The following is a 21072-nucleotide window of genomic DNA, read 5'->3' as shown; positions in this document are numbered from 1 at the left end:
GGGCGAACGCGGCTATACAAACAAAGTCCGCCTGCGCGGACTCACAGAAAATCGAGGTTTTCAACCCACGTAGGTGGGTTTCGCCTGTGTAGCCGCGACTTCTAGTCGCCTGGTGCTTCAAATGTTCATTTAAAAAACAAGGAAACAACTTTATGAAACGCATCACAACTTGCATTGTCCTCACTGGTTTTATTTGGTCTGGCTTGGATGTATTCTCAATGCCAAAGCAGATATCTGCAATTGCTCAAACACAAGAAAACAGCGATTTATTTTATCTGTATAAAGGGGAACGCATACCGCTAAATCAACGGCAAGATGCGATCGCCGTATCTTTTAAAGATTTACCTCCAACTCGCAGTTTAGCGGCGGCCACACCTCTATATCTGCAACTCCAACAAGATATCCAGCGCAATACAAGATTAACTACACCACCCATAGTCAATCCTTTGGGTGAAAACTATGCTGTGGTGACTGTGCCACAGTCGGCGGGAAATGTTGTACAGCAGAGTATTCAGCAGCAACCCTATGTCCAAAGTACCTTACCTGTACTAAGTCGCAACAACGAGCAGGATGTGATTGTTTTACCTAATGAAATTATCCTCAGCTTTGATTCTAAATTATCACAAAGCGAAAGAAAAGAACTTTTACAACAAAATAATTTAGAAGTTGTGCGGAAATTACGCTTTCATAGCGATCGCTATCTGGTTAAATCTACAGTTGCATCAGGTGCAGAAGTTCTCGGTGTTGCTAACCAACTCACTACCGTTAAAGGTATAAATTCTGTTTCACCTAACTTTGTGCAGTCTGTCAGGAATAGAAACTTAGAAACGACTGTTCCACAAGTCCAGAGCATGGAACAATGGCAACTGAATAAGAGTATACCCAAGACGGTTGCCCAAGTGAATAGAGAGACTTCACCCCAAAGCAACTTATTAGGTTTAGCTTGGCATTTGGACAGCACACCCATGCAACAATGTCTACAGCAGGATATACCTAATTGGGAGGCGTTACAAAGCTGTTTACAAAAACCCAAGACTACAACTAAATCTGCTATTCCCCGCACAGATATCCGCGTCAAAGAAGCCTGGAAAAATAGCAACGGCGGACAGGGTGTAGTTGTGGCAGTTTTAGATAGTCTAATTCAGTGGAATCACCCTGATTTGGCAGATAGTTTGTATAAAGTGCAATCGGCTGATAAATGTCCGGGAGAAGTTCACGGCTGGGATTTTTCTAGTGGTGGGAATAACCCTGATCCCTGTAAAATTGGTGATGCTGATACTCGCATTAATCCTACAGAACTGGCAATTTTGGGGTCACAATTTCAAGATACTTTTAAACTATCCGATGCCAAATTAGTTCAGCAATATCCGCGAGAGTTCGTCACTTTGAGACGACGATATCCAAATGCGTCACTAGAAGAAATTGCCAATAGTTTACGTTACATAATCCGCACTAGCCGAGTCGGAGGCGAATTTCATGGTACTCAAGTCAGTGGTACAATCGCAGCGAAACCGAAAAATGGTGAAGGATTAGTCGGTGTAGCACCCAACGCTCAAATTTTACCAGTGCGGGTATTTGGGTTAAATGGTAGTTTTAATCCTGTTACTTATATTGAAGCCTTGGGCTATGCAGCTGATCGCGGTGCTGATATCATTAATCTTAGCTTGGGTGCAATGTTGCCTAGTGAACAAGAAGAACAAGCGATCGCTGACATTCTCAAAGCCTATCCTAACTTGGTAATTGTCGCCTCTACTGGTAATTCTAACAGTGACCGAGCAGCTTACCCTGCCGCTTATCCAGGAGTCTTGGCTGTGGGAGCAACTAATCTCAGGGGTCATCGTGCGTCTTATAGTAATTACGGAGTGGGATTAGATGTAGTTGCACCAGGAGGCGATTTAGATACACCAGGATTGTTAGGTGGAATCCCCACCACAGGCGGAACTTGGCTAAGTGCTTTTTGGCAAGGAATACCAAATCCCACGTCGCGTTGGTCTGCTGAGGTTGATTCCAGAGGTAAATATTGGTGGGTACAAGGTACATCTTTCTCTGCACCAGCCGTTTCTGGGGTTGTGGCCTTAATGAAAGGAGAAGACCGTCAAAGAAGATTGAATCGCGATCGCTTAACTGATATTCTCAAATCTACAGCCAGTTATCAAGGGCTGAGTATCTCCGATGAAGATATCAAATCCTACGGTTCACCATCAAAACAAGTTCAACAACACCTCTTTGGTCAAGGATTGGTGAATGCTGATGCAGCAGTCCAGGCTGTGAAAAAACATGATGATTAATTCGTAATTACAGCAGTTTTCATGTATTTAGACCACAAGCTGATATCTGTATTTCTTTCTTACTTTGCGCCTTTGCTACGGCAGTCGCTCATGGGGGAAACCCCCAAGACCGCGCTGCCTCGCCTTTGCGTGAGATTTTAAACTGTGGTTCATTTACCTGAAAATCGCTGTAACTTGTAGAATGAAAACAGCAGAGACTTCCTTACTAGGACTTACGCACTGTACAAATTAACCGTCATGTGTATGAACGAAATTAGGTTGTTTCAGGTTTTAGAGGATGAAATTCAGATCAATAGCGATCGCTAAAAAATTGTCAAAAAACCAGGTTTAAATCCCTGAAACCCATACCCCCTATTTGTTCCTTCCTGTCAATGCGTAAGTCCTACTTACTTATTCTTATTCATCCAAACCAACTTATATAGGACTTACGCAAGTGTCACACCAAAAATCTGTTGTAGGGTGAGTCAGACTGCATAAATCCTGCAAATAACCAGATTTACGTAACTCCCGTAAATTTTTTAAATCGAGTTCAAAATTTTACATTTTTAATTTGTATATCCACATGAGCGACAAACACGAACTTGCTGATTTTTTTCGTTAACTGTCAGCATCATTCCTCTTGTTCCACATTGAGGGCATTGGGGTCCAGTTATCTTCTTATCTTTAGGTAGCTTGATTTGGTGATTACAGGAACGACATTGACGGTAGCGATAATTTCCTTTGCTGACTGTCATTCCTGGTGTGCCACATTTTGGGCAAATATCTCCTTGAGTATAAATATTACTGTATTGCGCTCCACTTCCACAGTGAATACAAATATAATATCTTTTTTCTGGTGATTTATATTTACTTTCTCGACTATCAATTATTGCCTCACATCCCCAGCAGTCATTTAAGTAAATATTACGGTCATGACCAATTCCATGTTTACAAGAGAAAACTGTTACCCTGAATTTAGCCTGAAACGTAGCATAGAAGGGATGATGTGGCATCGTATCTTCACACACGGAACATTTCAATCTTAACCGAATTTCATTAATGCGATTAACCCAACCTGATAACTTTGGAACATAATCTTCAGGTTTTTCCATTTCCTTAATTTTTGGTACGATGTCTGCTATTTCAAAAAGTTCTAGTAAAGACCAATCTCTCCAATCTTGTGAACAATCAGCATAAAGACGCGCACCATAAGATGATCCATAACTGGAAGTATCGGTTTTCTTAGAGTCGAATAAATCACAATCTGTTCTTAGTCGTGGGCAGTAAGCACGAGAGACTCGGTTAGTTTTTAACTGCTTATCTTCATCTGTTGCCCAAGGTTTTGCGACACAATATTTAACTTTTTTAGGTTTACATAAGGGAAGTAATGGGTCTATATCTATAGCTTCAGAAGAAGTCTTTGCTTGTTGTAGTACATAATCTGTTAACAGGTCATGTACTTTTTGAAAAACTTGATTAGCACTATTTTGATTTTCTTTCACCCATATAATGTTGAGTACGCATCTAACCAAAGAGTCATTTTCTGGATAATTTTCTATGATTTTATCCAATGCCTTTAGAAAGTTAGATGTATTTTTACTTTCTTTCTGCAACCGATAAACACACATTATTTTTGCTTTTCTCGATAAATAATGCCAAAAGGATAAGTCATCAGATTCTATTAATGACCATATTAAATTAACTTGCTCATCTGGAGGTAAGAAAGAAAAACATTGAAGTATGGGTTCTTGATATTTTAACCATTTTGGTAGTCTTTCTATTAATTCAATCTGTTCTTTAATAGAAAAAGTTTTGAGAATATTTGCTATTTTTACGATAATATCTTTATTTTCTACTGCATCTTCTTTTTTGAGTTTGGATAAAAGTATATTAACTTTCTCCTGTGCTGGCAAAAACTCTAATATTTCATCGTATTTTTTTACACTCTCTGGTAGTAAAGACAACAGTTTCGGAAGGTTATTGTTTAAATTTTCAGTTAGTAATTGTGAAATTCTAGCTATGATAAATTCATGATCATTAACATTATTCTTAAATTTGTCTACAAGGATAGTAATTTGTTCAATATGTGGTAAAAATCTTAAAATAGCATCGTGACTTTTAATCCAATATTTATCTTGAAATATGGAAATTAGTGAAGGAATTTCTTCTAGTGCAGATTCTTCAAGTATTTTAGCAATTTCTAAAAATTTATCTTGATGACTTAAATCTTTTGGATTACTAATTTGACTAACAAGTATTCCAATACGTCTATCTCGCGGTGCTATAGTCCAAATCTGTTTTTCTAGAATAATATAATTAGGTATTAAGCCCCACAGAGAAATTGATGTTGAAACTTCTAAAATATCTTGTAAATCATTTAATAGTGTTTCTTTAATATGAGAATCATTTTGCACATGACTTATAAGTTCAATTAAGCATTTGATCTGTAGTTCTTGATTCAGTTTTTTACGATGTTCTGGAGCATCTAAATATAATTCATACAACTTATTTATAACCTTATTGCATAAATTTGAATTAAGATTTTGAGACTTGTTTATTATATTAAATATGTCGTCTCGTAAACTATCATCTATTTCTTTAGTGAAATCATCCGTTAAAATTTGTAAGAATAATTGACGTTGATCTTTATCAGGTAATACTGGTGTAAGACTTTCAACTTCAAAGTAAAGCGATATAGGTTCTGGTAGATCACGTAAAAAACGTCGTTTTTCCCATAATGCGTATCTGTTTAATTTTTGAGATGCTAAAGATACAGCTTCATCTAGAGAATGATTATTGAGATAACCCCAAAGTCCAAAAGCACAAAATCTAGGATCTTTGTGGCTCAGACAACGTTCAATAATATCTGAATCTGTTTCTTCTTTATTAAGTAAGTGTACATTTATTGCTTTACATTCATTGCCATCTCGTTGCAATTCAAATTTCACAAATTTTCCAGATTGTAAATCTAATTCGGAACAATTAATTTCTTTTTTATGTACTAATATATTATCTTGATAATCAGAATCTATAAACCAATAATTATTGGGATGAGTAGAGTTACAAAAATTTTTAAGTTTGCCAACTTCCTTAAATAAATTTAAGTTTTTAGCTATTGCTTTATTAGTTTGCGAATTTATTTTTACATTAAATGTAACTAATATTCCCTCGCTTAAACAAGTTTCTTCACAACGAAGTTGCTCTCTATAGACTTTTATTTGTGATCCATCTTCACGTTGAATATACCCAAAATTATTTTCTCTTCCTCTTGTGGAGTCATACCCACCAAACCACTTGACAAAACCAATTTCCCTCATGGTTCACCTGTGTTTATATAGTCTACATAACTATTATTGCCACAGATGCACGACTTTTATACAGTCTGTACTCGTATTTTTCGTCAAAATTCTCACTCAAAGCCTTATAAAATCTATAATTGGTCATCAACCAAGATAATAAACCAGAAAATCATTCTCGACGTACTCAGTCTCACGCAGAGGCGCAGAGGCGGAGAGAAAGAGTAAAAGTTGCATACTCTGAAATCTCCCAGAAATATAGATAGATAGCAAATCCTCAATTAAAAGTTACTATGTCTCACATTAAACGTCGTCAATTTCTGCAATTTTCTGGTTCTGCATTGGCAACTTTAGGTATCAGCCAATGGGATATTATGCAGCAAGGCGATCGCTATGGTCAAGTTCTCGCTCAAAACACACCCCGTAAATTGGCGCTACTGGTGGGTATTAATGAATATTCTGGTATTCCGCCTTTGTCTGGCTGTGTTAATGATGTGTTGATGCAGAAGGAGTTATTGACTTACCGTTTTGGTTTTAACCCCCAAGATATCCTGACTTTGACAGATCAACAGGCTACTCGTCAAAATATACTGACGGCTTTTGAAGAACATCTGATTAAACAAGCCAAACCGGGGGATGTGGTGGTGTTTCACTTCTCTGGACACGGTTCACGAGTCCAAGACCTTGACGGCGACTCCCCAGACGGGTTGAATAGTACGCTGGTTCCTATCGATGGTGATTTACCACTGGGATATCCCTTTGAAGGTGGACCAGTGCAGCACATTATGGGACATACGCTGTTTTTACTTATGTCTGCGTTGCAAACAGAAAATGTCACTGTTGTTTTAGATAGTTGTCATTCTGGTGGTGGTACAAGGGGAATATTCCGGGTGCGGTCTATTGATGGTGGAAAGCTTCTCCAACCTAGTAGAGAGGAACTTGATTATCAGCGTCAGTGGTTGGGAAAACTGGGAATGTCTCCCCAAGATTTTATCAGAAAACGTCGGGAAAATATTGCTAAAGGTGTGGCGATCGCCAGCGCCAGAAGAGAACAATTAGCTGTTGATTTTCCCTTTGGCGATTTTAGCGCAGGTGCGTTTAGTTACTTGTTTACTCAGTATCTTTGGCAACGTGCAGGGAATGAACCTGTCAGTAGAGCAATGTTGAATGTTCGTCAAAGTACAAACAGTTTGGCGTGGGAAAAAGGGATTATCCAAAACCCAGAATTTGAGTCAAATCTGAGTCCAGAAAATGCCAACGCATCTATCTATTTTACCCCTAAACAATCTCTATCGGCGGAGGCTGTAATTACCCAAGTCAAGGGTAATGAAGTAGAATTATGGCTGGGAGGTCTAGATTCTGCCAGCTTAGAAGCCTTTACAAATAACCCCTATTTTATCGCTTTAGATTCTAGCGGTGGTCAAAGAGGATTAGTCAAGTTAGATTCTCGGCAAGGATTAGTCGGTAAAGGTACTTTGCAAAGGACTACAGGACAACGAGGAACACTAGAACCTGGAACAATATTACAAGAGCGTATCCGTAGTATCCCTAGTGATTTAACTTTAAAAATTGGCATTGATAACTCTTTAGATAATAACACCGCACAACAAGCAAGACAAGCACTGCAAAAGCTACAGCGTATTGAACCCAAAACCGTGGGCAGAGAAGAACTGCAATATATCTTTGGTCAGATGACTAAGAGCAAGTATCAAGAATTACAGAAAAACAGACGAACTAATCTGCCAGAAGTGGGTAGTTTTGGGTTATTCTTACCCAGTCTAGACCAAATTATTCCTAACTCTTTTGGTGAACCACAGGAAACTGTAATTCAAGCTGTGGAACGTTTACAACCTAAGTTGCGCTCCTTGTTAGCCACCAGAATCGTTAAGCAAATGCTAGGTAATACCAATTCTTCCAGAATCAATATTACTGCTTCGATGAATTTGGCTGATAATCAAAAACTAATTAGTGAAACTTTTACAACTCGTGGGGCTGTAAAACAAGTTACAAAAGAGACAAATCAACCAGTACCAGTTTCCCTGGTGAATGCAGCCGATTCTGGTATACCAAAATTATCACTGGGGACTGAGATTACTTTTCAGGTGGAAAATAAGGAATCTCGTCCACTTTACGTGACAATTTTGGTCATTAATGCAGTCGGCGATATGAGCGTGATTTTTCCCTTTGACTGGTCGGCCGTAGAAGGTGCGACATTGATACAGCCTTCGCAACAACGGATAATTCCCCAAGCTGATGATGGATTTAAACTCACCATTGGCGGAACTTTAGGCATCTCAGAGGCACTGATTATCGCGAGTACAGCCCCTCTGCGAACTTCTTTGCAAGCATTAGAGAAAATCGCCGAAACCAGAGGTTTGAGAAACAAACGTAGTCCTGTACCTGTGACTGATGAAATTTTGGGTTTAACCAATGATTTGCTCAACGACTTGGATGCAACTACACGCAGCAGCAACAATGGGGAAAGTATACCATTGCCAGCCGATGTTCGTGGTATTGATACTGAAAGATTAGCAGCAATGGCGATCGCATTTGAAGTAGTCAGTTAACCAAAGATTTTCACCACCTCCTTGTAGAGACGCGATAAATCGGGTCTTTCTGAGATTTATCGCATCTTACAAACTATTCCCAATCAAAATAAAAGCCCCCCAGTAATAAGGATGAGAATAACCACTAGCACTCCGTTGATTTCTGGAAGGTGCATCTGGTAAAATTTCAACATTAATTCCTCGTGGTTCTTTGTCTGAACTGACTGTAGAATTATTACCCTGCAATAAACTCAGTTGGGCTTGGCGCAAAGCTTGAATTTTCGTAGGACTGTCATTTTCAGCCAAATTACTGTAGAATCCTTGCATTAATTGGCTAGTACTAGCATCGTTAACTTGCCAAAGGGAAGCAATTACAGCTTGAGCTTTATTGGTACCGAGAAAATAAGAGCTAATACCCGAAATTTCCACCCCATTTTGATTAGCCCCACCGCGCGCCGTTTCACAAGCTGACAGCACCACTAAATGGGTATTATCCCAACTTTGCAAGAGATTAATATTTGCAATGGGTAACTTTTCACCATTACCTAATAATAAGTAAGAAGCTTGTGGGTCTTTAGGCACAAATGCGCCATGTGTGGCTATGTGTAGAATTTTCTTACCTTGGAGGTTATCACGTAATGATTCCCAGGTAAATTCTTGGTTGAGGAACTTTAAGCCGGGATAAATACCTTGAGACTCTTTTGAGTTGGTTCTGACAATTGCATTTACTTCTGAAAGTACATTAGGTAAGGCATTAAAACCAGATTTAGCATCAGATAAACCCAGGGCTAAAATTTGTGTCTCGTCTATATTTGGGGGTAGGCGATCGCTCATATTTGTTAACCCCGCAGAAATCACTGTCGAAACGTTATAATTCTCTACGAGATACTGCTGACCATCAAACAAAGCATTCATGGGAATGTAGCGGGTGGAACGGTCGAGAGAGAAGACTAAGTTTTCAATGTTATTCGCTTTAATTTCTGATTCTATGGGTTTAATCAACCAGTCATAGAGTTGTTTCCCAGTGGTTTTAATCTCAGCAATATCAGAAGTTGGGTTTTCTAATAAATCTCTAAATTTTGCTACAGTTGCATCTAGCTGATTTTTATCAACATTTTCAACTTCTACCGTTTTAATAATTACCCCTTGAGATGCCCAAAGAATCCAGATTTTATCTTCTAAGACCAAGGGATAAATTAAGATAGTGCTTGGTTGTTCAACAATCTTTTGAGCAGCATCCAGGAAATTGCCTGGATAAATGAGGTTTGGGTCTTTATTATCGTGATATTTTTCAATTTCTCGAATATTTTGAGCAAATTCTCGATTTAAATCATCTCGTTGATTTCGCAGTTCTGTGAGGTTGCTACATTGTTGAAGTTCGCACTCATTCACACGCTGACCAAAAGCAATTAAAGTCTCTTCTGCTTTTTGAACTTCTATTTTCCCTGATGTGAGCAATCCTTGTAATTTTTCCTCTTCACCTCCAGTAAATTCACTAATTTCTTTAACCTTTAATAACTCTAAAACTTGCTGTGCTTCTATATTACGTCCTTGAGATAATAATAATGCTGCTAATTCCCGATAATTATCAGCAGTTGTTATTTTGTCTAAGTCAAATATGGCATTGATAAATGATTGTTGTAACTGGGGCGGTAAACCTTCAATATTACTTCTGATTGCTTCAATTGTATTGATAGATTGTTTGTAGTAACCAATAGCAACATTCGGTTGATTTAAATCCCGATATACCCGACCTAACCCTGCATTAATCATAGTATTATCAGCCCCAGCTATTTGCTGCTCTATGGTAATTTCTAAAGCTTGCTGATAGTGAAATATTGCTTCTTTATTTCTGCCAAATTTGCGATGTAAACTTCCTAAAAATGTTAGTGCTATTTTTTCCAACACTGGGTTTTTCACTTGGCGTGTAAATATTAAAAAGTTTTGGACATTATCAATTGCTTGTTGGTCATTACCCAATTCTCCATAACCAACACCGATGATTATCTGTGATAATGCTATTAAGATAGGTTGATTAATTTCCTGGGCAATAGTTAAAGCTGTCTTGCCCATTTCAATGGTTTTTTGGGTATTACCTTGGTAAAAATCAGCAATTCCCATACCAAGTAAAGCTACACTCTCTAACAACCGATTATCAAGTTTACGTGCAATTTCGGCAACTTGCTGAGATAACTCAATGTTCTTCTTGTATTCCCCCAGATCACCGTAAATACTAGCAAGAGTGAATGTAGGCAATAGTTGCAAAGGTGGACTTTCTAGTTGTTTAGCGATATCCAAACTTTTTTGCGTCAACTCCAAAGCCTTTTGATAATCCTTTTGCGAATGATAAATATTACCTAGTCTCTCTAAAGCCTTTGATTCTAAACTCAGATTTTTTAGTTGTTGTGCAATTAGTAAACCTTGCTCTACTAATTCCAACCCTTTTTGATAATTGCCCATCGTACCGTAAGCATCACCTAAATTAATTAATAAATCTGCTTCTAAGGGGCGATTATTTCTTTTTTTGGCATATATTAAAGCTGGTTCAGCTACTGCAATTACCTTATTTATTTGCCCTAGTGTGTTATAGATATCTACTAGCGTAGACAACGCACTTTGTTCTAAGTAAGGATTTTCTAATTGTCTAGCAATGGTTAATGATTGTTCAGCAAATTCTAGACCTTGAACGTAATTTCCCTGTTTTCTATGAGCATCACTTAACTTGAGTAACGCGTTTGCTTGAACTTGGGGTGCTTTTATTTTTTGGGCAATGCTTAAAGCTTGCTGACTGAGTTCAATAACTTTTGCTAAATCATTGTTTATCCTATCATGAAAATGAGCTAAATTCAACAGTGAATTTGCTAGTAATTCTGGTTGCTCTGAAGTTTTTGCTAATTGCAACGCCTGTTGAGCAGTATCCATTGCTTTGCTATATTCCCCAATTGGGCTATAATTTGAAGCTAATGAATTTAAGACACTAATCTTTCTTTGTAAAACTCTAGGTTCGGTTTCCATTGACTGTAATATAACTAAAGCTTGCTGTAATGTGTCAATAGCTTTTTCATGCTCTCCAATTACTGCATAGTTCATACCTAAACTACCTAACATTTTTGCTTCTTCAAATTTATTATTTTGCGCTCGCGCGATTTCTAATTGTCGCAAATTGATTTCTATCTTTTGGCGATTGTCTCCTGTTGTGTTGTAAATATTTTGAAAAAGATACAAAGCTGATTTTTCTATCTCTAAATCTTCGGTTGTTCGCGCAATACTCACCGCCTGTTTTAATAATCCAATTGCTTTTGTACTTTCATTCAATACATAATAAGATTGTCCTAAATGAATTAAAGCAGTAGCTTGTGGTTTTAGTTCTTCCAGTTTTCGGGATAGGGTTAATGCTGACTGTGCCACCTCTATCAGCTTAGTAGCTTCTGCTGTAGCTTGAGAATGTAAACCCTGAGTTATAGCATTTGCTACTTTTAAGGAGTATATTAAACTAATACTTGTCAGGCTTTCCAGTTGCGCTGGTTCATCTTTAATTTTTCTGCGAATAGCTAATGCTTGTTCGTGCAATTTAATCGCCTGCTCACTATTTCCTAGAATATTGTAGTCATTAGCCATTAATAAAAGAATCAGAGACTCTCGTGATTTATTATCAGGAATTGCTTGGGCAATGGGCAGGGCTTGCTGATAAAGTTTAATCGCCTGCTCATAGTTTTTTAGACTAGAATAGTTAATTGCCATTAGGAAAAGAATGTCAGACTCTCGTGATTTATTATTAGGAATTGCTTGGGTAATCGGCAGGGCTTGCTGATAAAGTTTAATCGCCTGCTCAGATTTTTCTAGCCTGACATAGTTACCAGCCATGAAGAAAAGAATGTCAGATTCTTGCGATTTATTATTAGAAACCTCTTGGGCAATGGGCAGTGCTTGCTGATAAAGTTCAATCGCCTGATTATATTTCTCGTCTTGAGATAAGATATTTCCTATATACATGAGAAGATTAACTGTAAACTTTTTATCTTGAAGCTCTTGTGCAATCACTAATGCTTGTTGATACAATTCCACAGCACGGACATCATCTTTTTGTTGCTCATAAATATCTCCTAACAGGGATAAAGTTGTCGATTCCCAATTTTTATTTCCTACTTCTCTGTGTAATACTAATGCTTGTTGTAAAAATTCTGTTGCCCGATCTAAATTATTTGACTGTGAATAAAAGATTCCGATTCGGAGCAAGGTTCTACCTTCACCCCGTCTATTTTTAATTTCTCGATTAATTGCTAAAGCCTGCTGCAAATTTTCTAACGCCTGGGGATACTGATTCATCCAAATGTAAGTAAAGCCAATATTACTTAGAGTCTTAGCTTCACCTTCTCTATCATTGAGTTCTCGACGAATTTTTAAGGCTTGTTGGAAATATGACAAGGCTTGGTTATAGTCTTCTTGCAGCCTGTAACTTGTGCCAATATTATCTAAGGTTTCGCCAATTGCGGCTTGTTCTCCCAGTTGCTGACGCAGAGATAAAGCTTGTTGCAAAGTTTCCTGCCCTTGGGAGGGTTGACCTAAAAAATTGTAAATGTCACCCATTTCGTTGAGAGTAGCGGCTTCTCCTGATTTATCTTGTAGTTGTCGCCGTATTTCCAACACTTGCTGATATTTTTCCAGCGCCTTTGGGAAGTATCCTTGACGATGTAGTTTTCTCGCTTCTTCAAACAGCGTATCTGCCTCTGTCTGCAAATTTTGTGTCAGCAAGTGCGGTGAAGTAGCCGCTTCTGTTAATGTTTGCTTGTCTGCCAAATTACTTGCGGCTAACCCTACAGAAGAACTCAGAGTACATACTAGGGTGACAAAGGCGAGATATTTCAGTCGATTGGACATTGGTAATTCCTCTCCTGTATAGTAAACAGCCTGTTCAATTCTTATATACTTCTGGCAGCTATCCAGCTTATGCAAAAATACAAGAATAATCACAGTTTTCTCACAATACCTTAGAGGGTGTTTGAAAAGTTTTGAGGGGTAAAATTTTATGCCAATCGCCTCACCATAATCCGGATCATGGCAAGGTAGATAAACGTCTCTGGGAGCAATGCAATTTTGTGATTTGCGAAAATTGGTGATATAAGTTACCTGAATATTGTGTAATCGCTACTTATAAAAGGTAAAAATAGGGAATTTCGACCAGGGTTTATTAGGAATCAGCCCTGGTAATTGAGATATAAAATTCGATCTCACATTTTCGTATTGCTCCCAACGTCTCTAATGTTTGAGGCAAAAACTCATCGCGGAAAGAGGAAACCCAAGAAGTGATTCTTGGAATCACCGTGGCTTCAGCCCGGTGAGGATGTCAAGCATCCACGTAACCATTTTAAAAAGCGTTGTATTGCAAATAAAAGTACAGTCCATTTTCTTGCCATGTCCCTCTATTATTTGAGTCAACAGATACTAAAGGAATACCCCAGTCAAGACGAGCCGTGAAGCTGTCTCCCTGTAACCATTGCAAACCTAAACCAATAGCGGCTAAAGTATTAGGCTGAGGATTTTCTCTACCCGAATTATTCCAACCCACACCAAAGTCTGCAAAGGGAATAACCTGCAACATCCCACCTATATTAGCTGCTCGTAGGATTGGTATTTGCACTTCAGCAGAAGCTAAAGCCCCATTGTCAGTTAACAAGAAATTTTGACGATAACCCCGCACACTACCCAAGCCTCCCAAGCCCCACTGCTCTAAAGGCAAAAGCGCTCTAGATGCAAGTTGCGTATTTGTACGTACTAGAAGTAAAGTTTCCGGAGCTAACAGACGAACCCACTGCGCTTGTCCCTGCCAACTGAAAAAGCGACTATCGGGTGGTTCGGGATTAATTGTGGCATTGAACGCACCGATACCCAAATTAAATTGTGACCTGAGAGCAACTACTTCCTGACTATTGCGAGTCGTCCATTCTTGGAAAAACCGGAATGCTGATATGCTTGTGCGTCCGGCTTCATCAGAACCCAAGGAACGAAAAGGTATGCGTTTTTGTTCCACAAAAGAAGCTTCACTTTCGATGTGAGATGCTGTCACACCCAAGGCAAATTCCTGCGTGGGAGTTTGGACTAATGGCTGGCGAAATGTCAATTCGTAGTAACGAGACGAGGATTCGATGTCTAGAACGTTGAAAGGACGTTCAATCACATTGCTAGACGCAGTACCAAAGTTAAAACTGAGAGTTCCGTTGTGAGGATTGAGAGGCAGTATATAACTGGCATCCAAGGTATTGCTACCATCGGTGTTGGTATAAGTTACATTCAAACCATCTCCGATTCCTAATAAATTAGCTTCTTTAAATTGTAACCTCCGCCGGAAACTACCTACAGCTGGCGATCGCCCATTATCTAAAACTACTTGGGCGCTAAACGATTTTGCCTCTTTAATTTCCACTTGTAGCCGGCTTGTATTGGGGCGCAACCCGGTTGAAAGTTCGGCTGAGACATTTTCGATTAAAGGATTAAGTTGTAGAAGTTGCAATCCCTCCAGTAACCGTTGCTGATTTAGAGGTGGTGTTGTGGCGATCGCTAGACGACTACGGATATAATTGGGGTTCAGTCGCTGAGTACCAGTGATTTTAATGTCCTCCAATCGACCTTCCACCACCTGAATTTTAATCACACCAGACTGAATCTTTTGCGGTGGAACGTAAGCCCCAGAAGTAATATAGCCTTTATTGACGTATAGTTCCGTGATTTGAGAACGAGCCTGAAAAATTTCCCTCATTGTGATTGGCCGTTTGGTAAACTCAGCCACGGCTTCAGCTAATTCTTCAGGACTAAATACCGTACTTCCAATAACTTCAAACCGTTCCACAGTAATAGTTTGATCAGCCTCACTGGGGAATACTTCTTCTGGGGTGGAACTTGGCGGCGAAGGTGGAAGTAAGTCTGCTGGTGGAGGTAATGGCGATTGCGGTGTTGGGAGTGGCGCAGGTGAAGGTGGTTGGATATCCTGCGGCGGCGGGAATCTTTGGGAAAAGATGAAATTTCCCCTTGATACTTCTTCGGCTTTAGCTGGCAATAGAAATATACTCAGAAGCAACCAAAACAACAGTGATTTTTTGACAGCATCCCAACTTAATAAAAATATAGAATACCCATGAAAAAGACCTATTAAAACCTCTTTCCTTGGCGTTCTTTGCGTCTTGGCGGTTCGTTCTTCCATATTCTTACTCAAAACCAGTTACCAACTAATACATAGGCAGCCCAGTAACCAGGGCGACTATAATTAGGATACTTGGTTAATAATTTTACTTGAGCGCGACGTAAAGCTTCAGCTTTAGTTACTTTACCATTAACTAATTCATTGTAAAATTCACCAATTAAGATAGCAGTAGATTGATCATTGATGTGCCACAGCGAAGCGACTGTACTGCGTGCGCCTGCTTTTATTGCTGTACCTGCCAACCCCAATGTCGCCCGATTGTCACCTGTAGCAGTTTGGCAAGCACTCAAAACTAATAATTCTAAGATTTGCCTACTAGTATCCGTCTGACTGCGGAGTAAATTATCGAACTCTAAAACATTAATCGTCCCATCATTGGCTAAAATAAAAGTCTCTTCCGGGCGAGAACTAAACTGCCCGTGAGTTGCCAAATGTAAAACATTAAAAGGCACAGTATTGACATTGTTTTCCAGACTACTGCTCGTAAAGTCTTTATCTAGTAGTTTTTTGGTAGATGCTCCTGTTTGAGCAATCAGGTCAAATTCTAACTTAATTCCTGGTAAGGGTGGAAATGTGGGGAAATCCGGCGGTGGTTGCACTAAACCAGCAGCCAGAACTTTCACTGGTGTTTGAGCCAGAGGTTTGGGAGCTAATAGCTGAAGCCCTAAACTCAGAGCAACAGCGTATTTTTCTACCAAATATTTTTCACCATCATAAAGAGCCGCTAGAGGGATATTTCTTAATGCTCCATCGAGAACGAATACCAGGGTATTAACTTTAGCTGTAATTAAATCAGATTCAAGAGGTTTAATTAACCAGTTATAGACTTCTTGGGAAAGAGCTTGTACTTCTTCTGTTCTATCTGGTTCTAAAATATATTCTCGCAGTTGTGCCAAGGTGCGCTCAATTTCGACTTGGGATTTTTTAACTGTATGATGACGCAGTGGTTGTTGCGGAATTTTGACAATTACTTCCAGTTTTTCTGGCAAAATAATTGGATAAAGTATAGCAGTGTTGGGATTTTCTTTGTCTACTAATTGATCTAAAAGTACTCTCTGTCCTTCTAAGCAAGCTTCTCGGAAAAAGTTATCTAATTCTGCTAACTGTAAAGCCTCTATGCGGGTTCTAGCTTTATCTAATGTTTGAACGTTTGGTTTTTCGCCAGAATTTTGTAGTATTAAAGCCACCGACTCACGATAAATTGGCTCTACATTGTCTCGGAAATTAAACTGGATATCCTGATTGACTGCTACTAAATCAGTACGTAGCGAATCTAATGTTTCTATTGCTGCATCATAAGCAGCGATCGCCTTCGGCACGGCGCTCGGCGCGATCGCTCTGTTAAAATTACCTTGAGCTTTGAATAATCTACCCATCTGCCATTGCCACAAATAAGTAATCTCTGGAGCGTTGCTGGTTTGCGCCAACACTAAAGCCTGTTGTGTCAGCTTCATAGCCTCAGAAAATTGTTGTGTTTTTTCATACAAAGTCCCCAAGTTGCCTAAAGCATAGGCTTCAGCGCGGATATCATCTAAACTCCGGGCTTGTTGGACAGATGTAGCTAGGAGTTGAGCAATTTGGGAGTTGGGAGTATTTAAACTACCCAAACTGTGAGCAAAATTAATGCGGGCGTAAATTGATGGGCGTGAAGGTGGTAGTTGTGCAAGTAAAGAGTGAATTTCGGGAATTAAAATTTGTGCGGCGGCAAATTGTTTTTCCGCAATGAGTAAATTCAGATGATTGAGTCTGGCTTTAACTTTTGTCAGAGGCGAAGTTGATATTTCAAATGTTTGTTGATATAATGCGATCGCCTGCTGATTCTTCTGCTGAATCCGAGCATTATTACCTAAGCTAAGTAGGCTTAAAGCCATATTTTGCGGTAATTTTAAACTTTGATAAATTGCTAAACTTTGTTCTAAAGCCAGACGAGATTTTTCTAAGTCTCCGACATTTTCTAATGTGTCACCCAGAGAAAGCAAAACTGCTGCTTTTGCTAAAGAATCACCTTGAGATTCTAAAGTTTGATTTACCTGTGATAGTTTATCAATAGCTTGCTTATTAAAACCTTGATTGCGTAATGCTTGAGCTTGATAAACTTGCGTCAAAGCAATACTGTTTTTATCTCCTAGTTTGGTGTAAATATCTTCAGTCTGTGTCCAAGTAGCAAGAGAAGCTTCTGCCTTTCCTGTTAACAGTTGTAAGCGCCCTTGAATATCTAAAGTCTGAGCCAAGACAGCTAAATTTTTATTGGTTGTGCTTTGTTGTTGAAATCCTTGTAAATCTAAACTTTTGGTAATTGCTATTTGTGCTTTTTGCCAATCACCAAGGTGTTGATAAGCCAGTGATAGATTACTCAAAGCTACAGCTTGTTTTAAAGTATCTCCCTGCTGTTGATATGCTTGGACGGCTTGTTGTAAACTCTCCACTGCTTCGGCGAATCTGCCACTTTCATATAGGATTTGGCTATCGGCGATTTTTGCAGGTGAATCTTGATTTATTCGATTTTGAGCAATATTTGCGAAAGCTGGAGTCACAACAATACATAGAAATATATTTAACACAGCCAGCAAACAAAAATTGATTAACTTGTTTTTTCTATATCCTTGATTTTTTACCACTTCCCACACCTCTTGAGAATTTCATTCACGCCGACTGACTGAATATGACAAATGTCATCGCTAAGTCATGACATTTATCCGATGTGCAATCTTATGGCTTCAGATTAAATTAAGACTATCAACCAGGACTTACAGAAAATTATGAAGAAACAAACCGCATAAAGCCTTCGGCATAGCTTCGCTTATGGCGCTAGCCTCTCCCTTTGGGAGAAGGACAAAAAGGACACTAAGTTAAGAGAATTTCACCAGAGTTTTTGCGTAAGTCCTATAAACAATACCACGGCAATTAAAAACGTAAAATTTCGCGCTCATATTCTGTCGGTAAAGGCGTGACTTCCCAAACTAATCCTTCGCCGGGTTCTAACATTACTTCTACATACAATTCTTCTACAGGCGTTGTGGCTGTATCTTCATTGTTGGGAAATGGTTGTAAGTCTTCTGTTAGTAGTCTGAGTTGCAACCCTAGAGGAATCATATTTTTTAATTTTGCATTGCGTAATTCAAAGCGCCAAATTTGTTCTTCTGGATTGCCTTTAGGGAAAACTCGTAATTCATAAGTATCATCAGCTACTAAAATTTGGCGAGATAAGCCGAAAATAGATGTTTGACTTTCTCGACTCCTCATCCCTGAAGGTAAGGCTGTAAATTGCTGTATTTCCCAGCCAAGTTGTTGAGCAAAATTTGATACACCATCCTGAAACCACTGCCCAATTGAGGCTGGTTGTGTAACTCCTTGGCGCAATTCATACAAGCGTTGTCGCCAACCGCCATGAGTGATTAATGCACCCCAGAGAGGAAAGGGAACTTCTAAGCGGGGAAATTTAATATCTGCGTTACTTAATCTTGCCAGTAAATTGTCTGCTTGAGTTTGCGGTAAGGGTGGTAGGGGCGCAACCGTCGCACGTCTAGTTTCTTCAGGATGCAATTGGCGAGTTACCCAAAGCACATTCAAGTCTGGGATGAGATGATCTGATTCTAAACTGTAAGTGCGATCGCCTGCATCATAAACCCCCAAAGTTTTCAGTTGGTGATGAGTTGTATAGCCGACAATTCTCACCCACTTCTCATCAGGATTTACCTGCACAGCTAAATAATAATCAGCCACCCATTCTGGAATATCCACCCATTCTTGAGGTACACGCAACTCATCCACATCCATCGCTAAAGTAGGAATTAACACCAAACGTGAGTTATCAAAACTCATCGCTGTACCATTGACTAGTTCCCAAAAATTGGGTAACGTCGTCGTGTTGGGATGCACTCTCGCATTGGGTGTAATTTCGGTTTGCAACCAAGCTAAAAATGTAGTTAAACAAATTTGATTGAGCCAAGCACGTTGATAAGCACCAGAGGTAGAGTAGTTATGTTCTAGAGGTGGTGATGTCTGAATCATTTCTAGAACTAAGTCATTATCAACAGCGAAAGCAAGAGAAGCATCAAACATAATCTCAAGAGGTTTTACTTTACAGGTGGGTGGGCATGGCTATAGTAATTATTGAGCCATTCTTCTAGATTTTTACTTATTGCATCCACTACGACAGATGTAGGCGAGATATGCAAACTATCTATACTCCACTGCGTTAGGGTAGTGAGTAATGAGCGTTTAATGCTGGTAAGACGGCGAGAGACTGTATATTGCTTAATTTCTAGCTGTTGAGCAATTTGTTGTTGAGTTAGCTTTTGCTGATAATAAGCTTGGAGTAATTTTTGAGCCTGAATATCCAACGCGGCTAAAGCATCCATCAAAACTTGGTTTAATTGGGCTTGTTGTGTTTCTCTGGTTGTAGACTCTTCTTGAGCAATAATTTCTGTGAGTAAGGATGCTGGTAAATCTGCGGGTAATGTATCTAATAAATTACCTGATTCTTGCCCATTAAACGGAGCATCGACAGAGACAAACTTGGGGTAAAGAAAGTCTCGTACAACTTTAGCACAGGTACTCAGCCATTTTTCCAAAGTTTCTGGAGTCAGTTGACTCAAGCTTTGTCTATTGTAAAGCTGAGTGATTGCTTGCCATGTAGTAGTATCTGGTTTTCCCAACTGACGGATAGTTTGGTTGTCACTGGTGTAGAGTTCCTTAAAACATTCCCAAGCTAAGACGTAATTATTGATAATTTGACTATTAAAACCAGCATTCGTTAAAGAATTTACCAACCGCTTGCGACTAATTTTATGTAGTAAAGCCCAATCTGTACATATATCTGCTTCCTTTCCTAGACGTAATGAATCTTTGAGGAAACGTTCAAAAGCATATACAGCATAGGTTTTTAAATTTGTACTGTATTCAGGATTAAAATTTTTGAGAATTTTATAAATGCAGGAAATCGCCATTTGAAAACAATCAGCAAGAGAATATTGACTGATAAAATTTACGGCGATTTTTCTCGAAACCCAATAACAGACTTCTTGTAAATAAGCCGAAATATGTCCCACTGCTAGAGGGCTGGATTCTATTTCCCAGATTTTGTACCAATAAAGCACCCAGAAATTATCAGATTTCTGTTGCGGGTATTGCTTTAAGCACTTTTTGATACTTCGCTGTAGTTTGCTATCTGTAGCCCAGACGTTGAACCTATCTGCATCCAACTGCACAAAGGTCGAAAAGATTTCCGTAATGCCCTGTCGGGGTTGCATAAATATTTTGTGAGTATAGAAAATTTAGAGGTTACGAATTTCTACTTAATTGTAATACACAGCGTTCCAGGCATTTTTCAGATTTTTACCAAAAATTTTCTTAGAGGGTGCATAAACACTCAAAGCCATCGTAGAAACCCCCAGAAAGACCTAAACCCAGGTCAATTCTGAAAATCATTGCAAAACATCAAAGGAAAAAAATCATGTCTAATATCGATATTATCCGCGCTTGGAAAGATGAAGACTATCGCAACAGCCTGAGTGCAGAACAGCGTTCTCAATTGCCCGAAAATCCAGCAGGGATGGTTGAATTAACAAATACGACTATGGAAACTATCGTAGGAGGTAATCTAAAAAGAAGTGGAGAAACTCTTGAACTCAAGAGAAGAACTATCACTATCAAATATGAAATTTGTTGTGCAATGGTTGCTCCAACTGTGTTTACGTACAGTTGTTAACTAAAATATTTGGAAAAAAAAGTTTTCTGATTAGCTATTTTAAGACACACCCAGATTT

9 protein-coding genes are annotated in these 21072 nt (G+C 39.0%); 3 read left to right on the top strand and 6 right to left on the bottom strand.

The features are described from left to right. Nucleotides 1-152 precede the first annotated feature (152 nt). Nucleotides 153-2288, top strand: coding sequence for a S8 family peptidase (locus ACM0OW_RS20520; RefSeq protein WP_414551989.1), 2136 nt, complete (start codon nt 153-155; stop codon nt 2286-2288). A 545-nt stretch (nt 2289-2833) separates the two neighbouring features. On the opposite strand, the gene ACM0OW_RS20515 is transcribed toward ACM0OW_RS20520, so the two are convergent. Continuing rightward, nucleotides 2834-5584 carry a hypothetical protein gene (locus ACM0OW_RS20515; RefSeq protein ID WP_414551988.1) on the bottom strand — a complete coding sequence of 917 codons (2751 nt, stop codon included), beginning with the start codon at nt 5582-5584 and terminating at the stop codon, nt 2834-2836. A gap of 272 nt (nt 5585-5856) precedes the next feature. Between ACM0OW_RS20515 and ACM0OW_RS20510 the strand changes: the two genes are divergently transcribed. Continuing rightward, on the top strand, nt 5857-8130 hold the full coding sequence (locus ACM0OW_RS20510) for a caspase family protein (RefSeq protein ID WP_414551987.1): 2274 nt from the start codon (nt 5857-5859) through the stop codon (nt 8128-8130). Between the two features lie 66 nt (nt 8131-8196). Here ACM0OW_RS20510 and ACM0OW_RS20505 read toward each other — a convergent pair whose 3' ends face one another. From ACM0OW_RS20505 to ACM0OW_RS20485, 5 genes are all read right to left on the bottom strand, one after another. After that, a complete protein-coding gene (locus ACM0OW_RS20505) occupies nt 8197-12987 on the bottom strand; it encodes a CHAT domain-containing protein (protein WP_414551986.1) in 4791 nt (1596 codons plus the stop codon). A gap of 487 nt (nt 12988-13474) precedes the next feature. Then, on the bottom strand, nt 13475-14953 hold the full coding sequence (locus ACM0OW_RS20500) for a ShlB/FhaC/HecB family hemolysin secretion/activation protein (protein ID WP_414552021.1): 1479 nt from the start codon (nt 14951-14953) through the stop codon (nt 13475-13477). 359 nt (nt 14954-15312) lie between these two features. Further along, entirely contained in the window at nt 15313-17844 is a 2532-nt protein-coding gene (locus tag ACM0OW_RS20495; protein WP_414552020.1) for a CHAT domain-containing protein, read from the bottom strand. 364 nt (nt 17845-18208) lie between these two features. After that, the gene (locus ACM0OW_RS20490) at nt 18209-19366 is read right to left on the bottom strand and encodes a DUF1822 family protein (protein ID WP_414551985.1); all 1158 of its coding nucleotides are present in this window, start codon (nt 19364-19366) and stop codon (nt 18209-18211) included. Between the two features lie 14 nt (nt 19367-19380). Beyond that, nucleotides 19381-20556 carry a sigma-70 family RNA polymerase sigma factor gene (locus ACM0OW_RS20485; RefSeq protein ID WP_414551984.1) on the bottom strand — a complete coding sequence of 392 codons (1176 nt, stop codon included), beginning with the start codon at nt 20554-20556 and terminating at the stop codon, nt 19381-19383. A 203-nt stretch (nt 20557-20759) separates the two neighbouring features. Between ACM0OW_RS20485 and ACM0OW_RS20480 the strand changes: the two genes are divergently transcribed. After that, nucleotides 20760-21014, top strand: coding sequence for a mersacidin/lichenicidin family type 2 lantibiotic (locus tag ACM0OW_RS20480; protein ID WP_414551983.1), 255 nt, complete (start codon nt 20760-20762; stop codon nt 21012-21014). Nucleotides 21015-21072 lie beyond the last annotated feature (58 nt).

The sequence above is a fragment of the Anabaena sp. CCY 0017 genome (assembly GCF_963920885.1).
Lineage (GTDB): Bacteria > Cyanobacteriota > Cyanobacteriia > Cyanobacteriales > Nostocaceae > Nodularia.
Note: the sequence above shows the minus strand (reverse complement) of the source record. Positions and strands in the feature narration are given on the sequence as shown.

Bases quoted from the DNA above. Each gene is read 5' to 3' on its own strand.
- ACM0OW_RS20520 (WP_414551989.1), top strand. From the start codon at position 153: ATGAAACGCATCACAACTTGCATTGTCCTCACTGGTTTTATTTGGTCT.
- ACM0OW_RS20515 (WP_414551988.1), bottom strand. From the start codon at position 5,584: ATGAGGGAAATTGGTTTTGTCAAGTGGTTTGGTGGGTATGACTCCACA.
- ACM0OW_RS20510 (WP_414551987.1), top strand. From the start codon at position 5,857: ATGTCTCACATTAAACGTCGTCAATTTCTGCAATTTTCTGGTTCTGCA.
- ACM0OW_RS20505 (WP_414551986.1), bottom strand. From the start codon at position 12,987: ATGTCCAATCGACTGAAATATCTCGCCTTTGTCACCCTAGTATGTACT.
- ACM0OW_RS20490 (WP_414551985.1), bottom strand. From the start codon at position 19,366: ATGTTTGATGCTTCTCTTGCTTTCGCTGTTGATAATGACTTAGTTCTA.
- ACM0OW_RS20485 (WP_414551984.1), bottom strand. From the start codon at position 20,556: ATGCAACCCCGACAGGGCATTACGGAAATCTTTTCGACCTTTGTGCAG.
- ACM0OW_RS20480 (WP_414551983.1), top strand. From the start codon at position 20,760: ATGTCTAATATCGATATTATCCGCGCTTGGAAAGATGAAGACTATCGC.